16 protein-coding genes are annotated in these 12,412 nt (G+C 59.3%); 11 read left to right on the forward strand and 5 right to left on the reverse strand.

The window, feature by feature from the left end; translation table 11 throughout:
• The first annotated feature begins 1 nt into the window (after position 1).
• From fliE to BR41_RS18690, 6 genes are read left to right on the forward strand one after another with little or no spacing between them, the layout of a single operon-like run.
• Entirely contained in the window at positions 2-313 is a 312-nt protein-coding gene (gene fliE / locus BR41_RS23770; RefSeq protein WP_084187409.1) for a flagellar hook-basal body complex protein FliE, read from the forward strand.
• Between the two features lie 9 nt (positions 314-322).
• Positions 323-1,690 carry a flagellar M-ring protein FliF C-terminal domain-containing protein gene (locus BR41_RS18670; RefSeq protein WP_035060053.1) on the forward strand — a complete coding sequence of 456 codons (1,368 nt, stop codon included), beginning with the start codon at positions 323-325 and terminating at the stop codon, positions 1,688-1,690.
• Between the two features lie 2 nt (positions 1,691-1,692).
• The gene (locus tag BR41_RS24320) at positions 1,693-2,061 is read left to right on the forward strand and encodes a hypothetical protein (protein WP_035060055.1); all 369 of its coding nucleotides are present in this window, start codon (positions 1,693-1,695) and stop codon (positions 2,059-2,061) included.
• A complete protein-coding gene (locus tag BR41_RS18680) occupies positions 2,036-2,728 on the forward strand; it encodes a FliH/SctL family protein (RefSeq protein ID WP_035060057.1) in 693 nt (230 codons plus the stop codon). Before BR41_RS24320 ends, BR41_RS18680 begins: the two co-directional genes overlap by 26 nt.
• Positions 2,715-3,908: a hypothetical protein gene (locus BR41_RS23190; RefSeq protein ID WP_051711354.1), complete on the forward strand. Its 1,194-nt coding sequence runs from the start codon at positions 2,715-2,717 to the stop codon at positions 3,906-3,908. The genes BR41_RS18680 and BR41_RS23190 overlap by 14 nt, the downstream gene beginning before the upstream one ends.
• Entirely contained in the window at positions 3,848-4,768 is a 921-nt protein-coding gene (locus tag BR41_RS18690) for a hypothetical protein (protein WP_035060059.1), read from the forward strand. Before BR41_RS23190 ends, BR41_RS18690 begins: the two co-directional genes overlap by 61 nt.
• Before the next feature lie 440 nt (positions 4,769-5,208).
• Here BR41_RS18690 and BR41_RS24325 read toward each other — a convergent pair whose 3' ends face one another.
• The 3 genes from BR41_RS24325 to BR41_RS18700 form a co-directional block, all read right to left on the reverse strand.
• A complete protein-coding gene (locus BR41_RS24325; protein ID WP_156970790.1) occupies positions 5,209-5,355 on the reverse strand; it encodes a hypothetical protein in 147 nt (48 codons plus the stop codon).
• 475 nt (positions 5,356-5,830) lie between these two features.
• Positions 5,831-6,217 carry a type II toxin-antitoxin system VapC family toxin gene (locus tag BR41_RS18695; protein WP_035060061.1) on the reverse strand — a complete coding sequence of 129 codons (387 nt, stop codon included), beginning with the start codon at positions 6,215-6,217 and terminating at the stop codon, positions 5,831-5,833.
• Positions 6,214-6,459, reverse strand: coding sequence for a type II toxin-antitoxin system Phd/YefM family antitoxin (locus BR41_RS18700; protein WP_035060063.1), 246 nt, complete (start codon positions 6,457-6,459; stop codon positions 6,214-6,216). The genes BR41_RS18695 and BR41_RS18700 overlap by 4 nt, the downstream gene beginning before the upstream one ends.
• Positions 6,460-6,602: 143 nt before the next feature.
• Here BR41_RS18700 and BR41_RS18705 point away from each other — a divergent pair, with 143 nt between their 5' ends.
• The 5 genes from BR41_RS18705 to corA all read left to right on the forward strand — a co-directional run bounded on the left by BR41_RS18705 (position 6,603) and on the right by corA (position 11,061).
• The gene (locus BR41_RS18705) at positions 6,603-7,205 is read left to right on the forward strand and encodes a MarC family protein (RefSeq protein WP_035060136.1); all 603 of its coding nucleotides are present in this window, start codon (positions 6,603-6,605) and stop codon (positions 7,203-7,205) included.
• A gap of 156 nt (positions 7,206-7,361) precedes the next feature.
• Positions 7,362-8,024: a ribose-5-phosphate isomerase RpiA gene (rpiA, locus tag BR41_RS18710; protein WP_035060065.1), complete on the forward strand. Its 663-nt coding sequence runs from the start codon at positions 7,362-7,364 to the stop codon at positions 8,022-8,024.
• A 76-nt stretch (positions 8,025-8,100) separates the two neighbouring features.
• On the forward strand, positions 8,101-8,841 hold the full coding sequence (phoU, locus tag BR41_RS18715) for a phosphate signaling complex protein PhoU (protein ID WP_308417279.1): 741 nt from the start codon (positions 8,101-8,103) through the stop codon (positions 8,839-8,841).
• A 173-nt stretch (positions 8,842-9,014) separates the two neighbouring features.
• A complete protein-coding gene (locus tag BR41_RS18720) occupies positions 9,015-9,953 on the forward strand; it encodes a Ppx/GppA family phosphatase (protein WP_051711356.1) in 939 nt (312 codons plus the stop codon).
• Positions 9,928-11,061 (forward strand): magnesium/cobalt transporter CorA, encoded by a 1,134-nt coding sequence (gene corA / locus BR41_RS18725; protein WP_084187412.1) that lies wholly within the window; start codon positions 9,928-9,930, stop codon positions 11,059-11,061. Before BR41_RS18720 ends, corA begins: the two co-directional genes overlap by 26 nt.
• Positions 11,062-11,068: 7 nt before the next feature.
• On the opposite strand, the gene BR41_RS18730 is transcribed toward corA, so the two are convergent.
• The gene (locus BR41_RS18730; RefSeq protein WP_035060067.1) at positions 11,069-11,551 is read right to left on the reverse strand and encodes a DUF456 domain-containing protein; all 483 of its coding nucleotides are present in this window, start codon (positions 11,549-11,551) and stop codon (positions 11,069-11,071) included.
• 99 nt (positions 11,552-11,650) lie between these two features.
• Positions 11,651-12,394 carry a UDP-2,3-diacylglucosamine diphosphatase gene (locus BR41_RS18735; protein ID WP_051711357.1) on the reverse strand — a complete coding sequence of 248 codons (744 nt, stop codon included), beginning with the start codon at positions 12,392-12,394 and terminating at the stop codon, positions 11,651-11,653.
• Between the last annotated feature and the right edge of the window lie 18 nt (positions 12,395-12,412).

A 12,412-nucleotide genomic window follows, 5' to 3' on the forward strand; every position in this document is an offset into this window, starting at 1 on the left:
CATGACGAATTTCTCACTTGCCACAGTGGCTCCCGTTGCATTACCGGAGCTCAATGTAGCTCCGGACCTCCAATCGCCTCGCAACTCGGCTGTTTCAGGTTTCTCCGCCGTTACCGATCAATTAGACAAGATGGCGCAAACACTGTCTGCCAATGAAGCCGCTACGGCCGATTTTGCCCGTGGCAGCTCGGCGATTCCAACCCATGAGTTGATGATCCGCATGGAATCGGCACGCCTTGATCTCGCCTTGACCCTGCAAGTGCGTAACAAATTATTGGAAGCGGTGCAGGAAATCTACCGCACCCAGATTTAAGGTCGTTTCATGGCAATGCTTGCCACACTATTCAATAAAGGCAAATCCATTTTCATCGTGCTGGTGATTGGCTTTGTGCTGATCGTTTCCGGCGGGATTTATTGGCTGCTTTATCCGCGCCCGGCTACTTTGGTTTCCGGGCTTGATCCGCAAAAAGCATTGCTGGTTACGCAATTGCTCGATAAGGAAAAAATTCCTTATACGCTGAGTGACGGCGGGATGACGATTGCCGTAGACCAAGCCGAGCTCGATCAAGCCCGGTTGAAGGTCTACGCCGCCGATTCATCGCTGGCGAATGAAGTCGGACTGGAGATTTTCTCCGGCAATGATCTGGGCATGACCGACTTCACCCAGCACGTGAATCTAGTGCGTGGCCTGCAAGGTGAGCTATCGCGCACCATCAGCCGCTTGCCCGGCATTGCCGATGCGCGGGTGCATATCTCCATTCCCGAGATGTCTGGTGGTGCCAGAGCCCGCAACGTGCGTCCGCAAGCCGCCGTGACCGTCAATGCCAAACAGCCGATGTCCACCGAACAGGTCAGCGCCATTCAGCAACTGGTGGCTGCTGCGGTGCCCGGCATGACAGCCAGTGAAGTTGCCGTGATTGATGGCCAGGGCGTGCCGGTTGCTGGCGCGGGCACGCAAGCTGCCGACAACCCGGCCAGCCGCCGCAATCAGGACATCTATCTGGAAAACCAGGTGCGCAAAGTGCTGCTGCCGGTGATCGGGCCGCAAGGCAATTTATCGGTTGCCGTTGCCGTGACGTACACCCAGCAGCAGCGCAAGACATCGCGCGAAGAGTTGCTGCCTTCCGGCGCGTGGCGTGGTATGCCGGTCGGCTTGCTGCAAAACGGCAAATTACGTTACCCCGAGGTGCAACCCGAAGAGGGGCCGTCGACCACGACGGCGGATGCAGACCCGGCAGCCGAGGGCAGTACCGAGCTGACCTTCGCGCATGGCCGCTATGTGGAGCAAGTTGACGAAGCGCCCAGCAAGATCGCGCGTATCTCCGTCAGCGCGATTGTCGGCGCCGCCGCGCACTCGCTGGAAACGCAAGACTACGAAAAGCTCATCGCAGATGCCTTGGGATTGGACAGCAAGCGCGGCGATCACGTCACGGTGCGGGTGCTGGCGAGCAATAGCCCAGTGATTGCAAGCGGTGACGCTGGCCCTACACCGGCCAACATTGCGGCGCCGATAGCGGCATCCGTCCCAAAGGGAGCTGAAGCGGGCGATCTGCAAAGCTGGATCAATCGCAGTGGTTTCGTATTGGGTTGCCTGTGCCTTCTTGCCTTGGCGTGGCTGTTGCTGCGCCGTCCGCAACGGCGCGCGCGTGCACTGGCAGAACTCCGTGCCCATTTGCGGCGGAGCCGTTAACCATGCGGGATCGCGATCAATTCATCGAACTGGTATTGGCGACCGGCTTGCGTGCCCCCCAACTGCAAGTGCAACTGGATGCGGTTGAGTTCGCGGCTTTGCAAAGCGCGCTGGATGCCAACTCGCCTGAGCCAGCTGCATTGCCGGTGGCGGTTGCCGAGCTGCCACGGTTTGCTGGCTTGGGTGTCACGCTGGAGCCCTTGATGCAGCAGCGTTATCTCGCAACCGGAGAAAACGCCTTGCCCCCCGCTGCACGGGCTGCGCTGTGCCAGATTATGGGGTGGGATGCACACGTTGTTGCTGCCCAAGTGGAGCAGACACTGGTCGATGGTGAAGGAGAGCAGCATGGCTCGTTTACTGAAAACCAGTGATTTTCCGCAAGCCAAACCGGCGACCAATATCGGTATGACCGCAGCGCCGGTACTGAATGCCAGCGCGCCCAAACCTGTTGTGCCGCCGCTGTCGCCCGCAAAGCCTGTCCTCGCAAATTCACCCTCTGCCCCGTTGGCAGGGCAATTTCAGACCATGCTTGGTAAGTCGGCAGTGCTACCGCCCAAGCCAATCGAAACCGGTGCAGGTCTGGACGATGAAAAGCGCAACCTGATCGCCACGTGCAAGCGGCTTGAGACCCTGCTGACCAGCATGAATGCCGAGCTCGAACGGCACGAGGCACAAATCGAAGCCACCGCCGTGGATATCGCCATGGCTGCTGTCGCACAGATCGTTGGCGAGGCAGCACATGACCGGGACGCGGCCTTGGCCATCGTGCGCAACAGCCTGGCAAAAAGCCGTGCCGGATCGATCACCTGTCTGTCTCTGTCCCCGCAGGATTACGCCTTCGTGGTCGAGCAAAACATCACACTGGGCGACCTGCGCGTCCTCCGCGTGGCACTTGATGCACAGATCAAACCGGGTGGCTGCCTGATCGAAACCGCTACCGGTATCGTGGATGCGCGCGTAGAGACACAGCTGAAAAGGCTGCGCGATGTGGTGCAGCAAGAAATAAGCAGTGCCAAGGTCGCCCATGAACCGGTTTAGCCAAGCCTTGGATCGGGAAGCTCTCACCTTGCGCGTCGGCCGCATCGTGCGCACCAGCGGCACGATCATCGAAGCAGCTGGCCCCGATGCCTGCGTGGGCGAGATTTGCACGATCGTTCCCAGCCACGGCCGGGAGGCGATCGAGGCTGAAGTCATCGGTATCGAGAACGGCCATACGCTGCTATTCCCCTACGGTGAAATGCACGGTGTCTCTATCGGCTGCGAAGTCGTAGCGACCGGGCGCTTGCCGGTGGCACCCGTTGCCGGGGAGATGGGCGGTCTGGTCCTGAATGCCTTTGGCGAATCCTTTGATCCGGCCAAGCCTTTCCAACCAACCTCGTCGCGCGCCTTGCATCCGCCGCCGTTGAATCCCTTGCAGCGCGAGCCGGTCAAGCAGCGCGTGCAGACCGGCGTGCGTGCCATCGATCAATTCCTCACGCTTGGGCGAGGCCAGAAGATCGGCCTGTTCGCCGGCGGTGGCGTGGGCAAGACCTCCTTGCTGCAGCAAATCATTCAAGGCACGGATGCGGATTTGTGCGTGATCGCGCTGGTGGGCGAGCGTGGGCGGGAAGTGCTGGATTTCGTCCACCACGTTGATCGCCTTGGCTTGCGCAACCGCACGGTCATTGTCGCCGCCACATCGGATCAGCCTGCCATCAACGCCCTCACCCAACACACCTATGACGGGGCCGGCAACGTGCTCACCACCACCGAATACGGCAAGGCGCTCGATTCCCCGGAATGGTGGACGCAAAGCATGGAATACATGGGCTACAGCGTCGCCCACGCCAGCGACCCCGCCACCAACCGCACCACCACCAACCAATACGACAGCGCCAACCGCCTCAACCGCAGCTACGGTCCCACCGGCACGAAGACTGAGTACGGCTACGACGCCCTCGGCCGCCTCACCGATCTCTACACCTATGCCAACAACGGCAAACTGCTGAACCGCACCGACACCACCTGGGACCGTGCCGGCCGCAAGACATCCGAAACCCAAGGTGCCGGCACCAACGACGCCGCCACCAGGCGCAGGACGCGGTCGAGGACTATGCGACCAAGGCGCAGGCCGGTCGCAAACGCGCCGCGCCAAACGAAGAGCCTGCCTATGCGAACATGTCGCCCGAAGGCATCGCGCCCCAACTGGTCAACGGCGAATGGACGCTCCCGGCGGTAGACGTTAGCGCAACGCGCCTGTACGAGCCGCCGCCAGAGAAACCCATTGACCCCGCAACTTGGGTTGCAGAAGGCCGGGCGAAACTGGCGGCCTCACGTGAACCGGCCGGCTATGGCGACCTGTACCTCGACACCGCACAAACTATCGGCAGCGGCGTGATTGCCTCGGTCGCCAACATGGTTCCCGACATGGTGAACGGCGCAGTGGGCTGGACAGAACAATTCCTGCACCAGAAGTCAGGCGCGTTCGGCCGGCTAGACCCGTGGTATGAAGTGAGGAATGGCGTGGCGCAAGACATCGTGGGTGACATCCGGGCGGTGGAAGGCGGGCTGACTGCGCTTGGGCCGCTGAAGTTTGGGGCGGCGGCTGGGCGATTGGGGACTGGAGCGCCGAGCAGTATGGCAGCCAAGATTTCTTTCGCGGAATCTGCGAACAATATCGTAGATAAAACGTTCGGAATCAAAGCAGGGCAGCTCATCGCTGACAACCCAGTTGCTAGCGCCTATTACGCAAGATTACAGAAGCAGGGCACAAGTGTTGTTTTTATAAATGACTCGGCTATGAGTGATATGGCATTCTTTGAGGGTCAATACAACAAAGTTACTATTAACCTGTCGAAGCACTCTTCAGCGGAAGAGATTGCATCCACTATTGTTCATGAGTCCACGCACCAAGGCCGATATTTCAAGGACATCCCACTTGGAAACCAGTATGAAGAATATTTGGCACTTCGGAACGAAGAGTTTTTTGCAACTGGGGCGCGCCCTTCGATTGATATACGCCGTCAGATTTGGGTAGATGCCCAGCAGATTTATCCGCACTTGCCGCAAGGTAGAAGTCCGTTTGGAGGCCAGCAATGAATCGAGTCTTAGCAAACACTGTGAGCAGTGTAGAGGCGATGCGCCTAGTGAGAGAAGGGCATGAGTTTGAGTGCCCAATTTGCCACGCTACAATTGAAACTATTCCCAAGGATTGGAGGCAAGGTATGCAGTTAAGTGGCCTTGCTTGTCCTACGAGTCAAAAGCACTTTCTGATTTACGGAGATGATGCTGATACGTTAAGGGAATATCGAGAAGTGCAGCGATTGAGAAGGGTTGATAAAAAAACCTGAGGATGATTTCCTATTTTCATGAATATAAAAACCGCCTCTCCCAAGGCGGTTTTTTATCGATGCTCTTTAATAAAACAATTTACCGGCGATCATTCCGATTTTCGAGCAGTAGCCTGAATTCCTGCGCCCCACGCGCCTCGTCGATTTCTTCCTGTCTCTCCTTCGCCATTCGCATGCCAGAACGCGCCATCAAATATATGGGCGTGCGGGTTTGCACAAATGCGAAATGGTCTGGAACAGGCGTTCCATTTCGGCAATGCCGAGGATGCCGAGAAAGGCCATATGGCCGATGGTTGGGTGGGGCGGTGCCGGAATGCTGTGCGGAGAATTGGGCATGGGAGCCTCCTTTCTGAGTTGGTTTGCCAGCCCCTTCGCTCTCAAACGAAAGGGGGCGGGCGCTAGGCAAGGTTGAGAGACCGGCAGAAAGGACCCGGCGCATCCGAAGATGCCCCTACCCAGCACCCACCACAGAGGGCGCAACTCGGGTATGACGGACAATAAAAAACCGCAATTGCAGCGGTTGTCCGCCTTTCTGAAACCGGCTCTCAAACCGGGTCGCGCTATTGAACGCGACGCGTTGAAAGTACCGCAGCCCCTCTAATGGGGTCAAGCCATCTGCCGAGCCCGGCAACGCCTGCGAGTTTTTGTCCGTATGCCACGTGCGCCAACCCCGGCCGGCGAAGCCGTCCGGGCTACGGATTCCGCTTTTTGCAAAAGGGGTTTGGTGGGCCTTCGCTCTTGGATGCCAGATGTGGATTGAATAGCCAGTGCGTGGAAGACCCCACGTAGTGAGGTAGCGAGCGATATTGAGTCACACCTTGCGTATCGGGCCGGGGTACTGTGCTACCAAGGAGTCGGCGGTGAGCAAGGTGATGCCTTCGATCAATGCCTGGGCGATGAGGATTCGGTCGAATGGGTCTCTGTGGATCGCTGGCAGGTTATCTATGGCGACTGCATGTTCGCTACCGATGGGTAACTCGCTATAGCCGTTGTCCAGCAGCCCTCGGCGCAGCAGCCGTGCATTCACCTGGAAATCGGCCCGGCCCAGTCCGTGTTTGATGGCGATTTCCCATAAGCTGGCCGCGCTGAAAAACAATTCGTTCTCTGGTGTATCAAGCAGGGTGCGGGCTTCGTTGGATAAGCGGTCTGGCTCTCCGGCTGCCCATAGCAGCAGATGCGTATCCAGTAACAGCTTCATGCTTCACCACCGAATAGTTGTTCGATCTCGGTGCTCCCCATTCGGTCGAAGTCATCGGGCACGGTGATTTGCCCGGCCATGAAGCCCAGCCGCTTCACTTGCGTTGCCTCTGGCGCGTTCAATGCCATGACTTTGACCAGCGGTTTGCCTGCCTTGGCGATCACGAATGGTTCGCCGTTGGCGGCCTGTTCGATGAGCCGCGATAAGTGTGTCTTGGCTTCGTGGATGTTGACGGTTTGCATGGTGCGCTCGATTAAACTAAGTTGGGTTAGTCTAGTTTTGTGGGGCTGTGGTGGCAACCGCTCTGCGGCTTGGGGCTAGTGATTACCCCTGTTGCCCGCATGCACCGGGCCGACTAGCATCGCGGGTTTACGTGGGGATGGGCATGGAAACGTCGTCGTTCTGGTCGGCTTTTGTGTTGTTGCTGTTGGTGACCGACCCGCTCGGCAGCATGCCGTTGTTTGTGTCGCTGATGCGGCAAGTGGCGCCGGAGCGCCACAAGCGCGTGATCATTCGTGAAGTGAGCGTGGCCTTTACGGTGCTGTTCGTGTTCATGCTGGTCGGCAAGCAGTTTCTGGCGTTGATGCACCTCTCGGAAACCTCGCTGGGCATTGCTGGTGGGGTGATCCTGTTTCTGATCGCGCTGCGGATGGTATTTCCCCAGCCGGGTGGCGTGCTTGGCGATACGCATCATGGCGAGCCGTTTATCGTGCCGCTGGCGATTCCGCTGGTCGCGGGCCCTTCTGCCTTGGCAACCGTGCTGCTGCTGGTATCGCGTGATCCGGCGCGGTTGTGGGAGTGGGTGGGGGCGCTGACGCTGACGATGACCGTGGTCGGCCTCACGCTGGCGTTTTCAGAAAAGATCAGCCAATTGCTGGGCGATAAGGTGACAACGGCTTTCGAGCGCCTGATGGGCTTGATCCTGACTGCGATCTCGGTCGAGATGCTGCTGAGCGGCATTCGCCAATATGCGGCGACGCTGCATTGATTTCCGCATTGATTTCCGCATTGATTTCCGCATTGATTTATTCGTGATCCGATCAAGCCTCTACAGCCTCACCGTTGCCCGCGGGCTACAATTCACTTAATCGTTCTTCCATCTCACCACTCATTCGTTCAATCCGTCATCTGGAGTTTTTTTGTTATGTCGCTCAACCAGAACCAGCTCAAGCAAGCCGCCGCCGAAGCCGCGATCGCCTACATTCCTGATGATTGCATCGTCGGGGTGGGGACCGGGTCGACGGCCAATTACTTCATTGATGCGCTGGGCAAGATCAAGGGCCGCATCGTGGGCGGTGTGTCGTCGTCCGAGGCCAGCGTGGCGCGGATGAAGGCGCTGGGCATTGCGGTGTTCGATCTGAACAGCATCGACCGGCTGCCGGTGTATGTGGATGGCGCGGACGAGATCAACCACCAGTTGCAGATGATCAAGGGCGGCGGCGCGGCGCTGACGCGCGAGAAGATCGTGTCGGCGGTGGCCGAGCAGTTTGTTTGCATCGCCGATGAAACCAAGCTGGTGAGCGTGCTCGGCACCTTCCCGCTGCCGGTCGAGGTGATTCCGATGGCGCGCTCTTATGTGGCGCGTGAGCTGGTCAAGCTCGGCGGCCATCCGGCCTATCGCGAAGGGGTGATCACCGATAACGGCAACATCATTCTGGATGTGCATGGCTTGTCGATCAGCGAGCCGGCCAAGCTGGAGGGCGAAATCAACCAGATCGTGGGCGTTGTGGCATCGGGTCTGTTTGCGCGTCGTCGTGCCGATGTGTTGCTGCTGGGCACCCAGTCAGGCGTCAAAACCTTCCGTTGATGCCTTCGGTATGGCGGATGCGGTCAGACTTTAAATATGATTGCAACTTAACCGTAACCTTGGCCTGCTAACTTCCATGAATCGTTCCCCGGAGAACCGGCGCATCATGTCCGAACATATTTCCAAACAATTCGACGCCGAGCTCGAAGCTATCCGTTCCAATGTGCTCGGCATGGCCGGGCTGGTTGAAGAGCAAGTCCGTCAGGCGATGGAAGCGCTCGCCCACGGCAATATCGAATTGATCGATCACGTGCTGGAGCAAGAAAACCGTGTCAACGAGATGCATCTGCAGCTCGACGACATGTGTATTCACATGATCGCCCGCCGCCAGCCGGCTGCCGGCGATCTGCGCATGGTGATGACGGTAATCAAGTCGGTGGAAGATCTGGAACGCATCGGCGACAAGGCCGCGCGTATTTGCCAGCGGGCCAAGAACATCATCGATGCCGGCAAGTTGCAAGCGCCGCGCTTTCAGGAGCTGAACCATCTGGCCGATCTGGCGCTGGACATGCTGTCCAAGACGCTCGATGCCTTTGCCCGTCTGGATGCGGCCCCGGCCTCTGAAGTGAAGCGTGCCGACAACCAGCTCGATACCGAATACCGCGCGCTGCATCGCCAGCTGATCACGCACATGATGGAAGACCCGCGTTCGATCAGCTTCATGCTCGACATCATGTGGATTGCCAAGGCCATCGAGCGCATCGGTGATCTGGCGGTGAACATTTCCGAGCAGGTGGTTTTCCTGGTCAAAGGTCAGGATGTTCGCCACAAGGGTCAGGAAGTGATGGACCGCGTGGCGCTGGGTCCGACCGAGTAACAGGGTGTGAGTGTGTAGCAAAAGGGCAGCTTGGGCTGCCCTTCTTATTTGCGCCATTTCCTTGCGCTATTTTGTAGGGCATTCAGTCATTTACCGCATAGCCGGCAGCGGTTATCGTGGGAGCCTGTTTCCGCACCACTCCCTTGAACAGCACCCGGTTCCCAGCTCCCCGTATGCCTCACGCTTCGCACTTCGCCGCTGTTGACCTCGGATCGAACAGCTTCCGCTTGCAAATCGCTCGCAACGACCATGGCCGCCCGACCCCGCTGATCACGCTCAAGGAGACGGTGCGGCTGGCTGCGGCGCTCGATGAGAAACATTACCTGCGCGCCAGCGGCTGTGATGAAGCGCTCGCCGCGCTGGGGCGCTTCAGCTCGCGATTGGTTGGCTTGCGGCCATCGCATGTCCGCGCCGTGGCGACCAACACCTTCCGCATTGCCCGCAATATCGATGAGTTCCTGCCACGTGCCGAAGCGGCGCTTGGCTTTCCGATCGACATCATCGATGGCTATGAAGAGGCGCGGCTGATCTATCTGGGGGCGGCGCACAGCTTGCCGGGCTCGACTGAATCCCGTCTGGTGGTCGACATTGGTGGCGGTTCGACCGAGCTGGTGGTTGGCCGCGGTTTCGTCACCGACTGGATGAGTAGCGTGCAGCTGGGTTGCGTGACGTGGAGCAAGCAGTATTTCGCTGATGGTGTCATCACGGCGGAGCGCCTTGCGACGGCCGAGGCGGCAGCCAAGGCCGCGGTCGTGGCGCAGCGGGATGCGTTGCAGACGCACAGCTGGAAGAAGGTGATTGGCACATCGGGCACGGCACGTTCGCTCGCTGATGTGGCGGTCGCCAACCGTTTCAGCCCGGCTGGCCTGAGCGCGGACAGCATGGCGCGAATCCGCGCCGCATTGTTGGCGGCGGGCCATGCCGACAAGGTGACGCTGCAAGGGGTGCGCGTTGATCGCCGGCCCGTGTTGGCGGGCGGTTTTGCCATCATGGCAGCCTTGTTTGATGTATTTGGCATCGAGCACATGGATGTGACGCTGGGCGGTTTGCGCGATGGCGTGATGTATGACTTGTTGCAGCGCCAGCATGGCGAACGGGTACGGCGTGGCTAAACGTCGTAACGGCTTGGGTCGTCACGGTTCGGCAGCACCGAGAAAAAGCCGCCACACCCCACGGGCCGACAAGGCCGGTTTACAGCCGGGCACCTTGTTGTACGTTGGGGAAAAGCAAGCTGAGACGACGCTGGCGACCTTGATCGAATTCGGCCCGAATGAGGGTGATTTCGTCGAGACGACCTTCACCTCGCTGGACGAAGGACGCGAGTTTCGTCCGCGCCACGAAACCCTGTGGCTCAATCTACATGGGCTGGCCAATGTCGAGATCCTGAAGTTCGTCGGCCGCCGCTTTGGCCTGCACCCCTTGGTGCTCGAAGACATCCTCAATACCGAGCAGCGCCCCAAGGTCGAGGTCTACCCCGGTTATGTATTCATCAGTACCCGACTGATCAGCATCGATGATGCCGGTCGGGTTGAGAGCGAGCAGGTCAGTATTGTCTTGATGCATGGCGTGGTGCTGACCTTTCAGGAGCAACCGACCGGCACCTTCGAGGGCATTCGCCAAAGCCTGAAAAATGCCCAGTCACAAGTGCGCCGGCTAGGCGCGGATTACCTCGTTTACGCGCTGCTCGATAAGCTGGTTGATCGTTACTACACCGTGCTCGAACAGCTGGGTGAGCGCAGCGAGATTCTGGAAGATGCCATTGCCGAGTGTGATGATCCGGCACAGCTGGGCGAAATCCAGGCGCTGCGCCGCAAGCTGATGTTCGTGAAACGCGGCTTGTGGCCAACGCGGGAAGTGATCAACGTATTGCAGCGCGACGACCCCGATTTCTTCCGCGACGAAACGCAACTCTATCTGCGGGACGTCTACGACCATACGGTGCAATTGATCGAAAGCACTGAGACGCTGCGCGATCTGGCCAGCACGCTGCAGGATTCCTACCGCGCCCAGCAATCGCAACGCTTGAACGAGCAGATGCGGGTGTTGACGGTGATCACCACCATCTTCATGCCGCTCACGCTGATTGCTGGCATTTACGGCATGAATTTCGAGCATATTCCCGAGCTGCATTGGCACTTTGGTTACTACTACGCGCTCGGGTTGATGGGGGTGGTTACGCTGGGTTTGGGGGCGTATTTCTGGTTGCGGCGCTGGTTCTAACGCCGAGTCAGAGCAACCAGCCCACGGCAAATACGCCCAGCATCATGAACGCGATACCGATCTTGGCGATCGCCCCGACCACCATGCCGATCCAGGTTGCGACGCCCACTTTTCCGGCCTGATACAGATCGCGCCGCGCCAGCAATTCGCCCAATGCCGCGCCAGCGAACGGCCCGATGAGAATGCCGGGGATGCCGAAGAAGATGCCGGCCAGCGATCCCAGGAACGATCCCCACACCGCCTGCGGTGTCGCTCCTACTTTCTTGGCGCCGAGCGCGCCGGCCACGTAATCCAGTGCCATGGCGATGGCCAGCAACCCGCCAAGCAACACCAGCGTCGTGGTGCCCACATGCCGGTAACCGTCCAGCCAAGCCCCCAGCCACATCCCGCCAAACAGGAAGGGTAGGCCCGGCAGCAGCGGGAACACGGTGCCAACAAGGCCAACCACCATCAGTACGACGGCCAGGGTCCAGCCTAAAATCATGTCCATCCTTGTTCCTTCTTGAATCGGCAGGTTGCCGGATTGCGCGGCGCTCAGGATTTTATGATTGGCGTTGTCGTGCAGGGAAGTTGCAATACTGACGCTTGCTCAGCGTGTGCCGGGCCAGATCGTATCGTCGAGGGCGTGGAGCGAGGGGCCGGATTCATCCAGCCGCAAGTAACCGCCGGCGCCGGCGTGCCAGTCCGGCAATACCCAGCGCGTTCCATTGATTTGGGTGTGGCGGGCGGGGCGATGCGTGTGGCCATGGATCAGCGTGGCGCTGTTGGCCCATTGCATGGCCGCTTCCACGGCTTGAACGTTCACGTCGAGGATGTAATCCGCTTTGGCGCGATTGTGTTGCTGCGATTGCTGGCGCAATTTCGCCGCTTCACGGTTACGCCATGAGAAGGGCAGGCGTAGCCACAGCCATTGCGTGATAGGGCTGCGGACGATGCGGCGAAAGCGCTGGTAGGCGGCATCGTCGGTGCAGTAGGCGTCACCGTGGGCTAGCAAGACCGGCATGCCGAATGGGGCAATTACGGTTGGGTCGGCCAGTAGCGCCAGTCCTGCGGCGCTGGCGAAGCGGTTGCCGCACAGGAAGTCACGATTGCCGGGCATGAAGTAGACGGGGGTGCCGGTATCGACCAGTGCCCGGATTGCTCGCACTTGCTCAGCGTAAAACGGGTCGTTCGATTGATCGTCGCCGATCCACACCTCGAACAAATCGCCAAGGATATAAAGCGCCGTCGCTTCGCGAGCTTGCCCGACGAGGAAGGCGTGAAATGCCGCCGCCGTCGCCGGATCAGCCGGAGACAGGTGCAAGTCGGAGATAAACAGGATCGGTTGGGTCATCTGGAGTTGCTGCAAAGC

The sequence above is a fragment of the Andreprevotia chitinilytica DSM 18519 genome, from assembly GCF_000711875.1.
Classification (GTDB): domain Bacteria; phylum Pseudomonadota; class Gammaproteobacteria; order Burkholderiales; family Chitinibacteraceae; genus Andreprevotia; species Andreprevotia chitinilytica.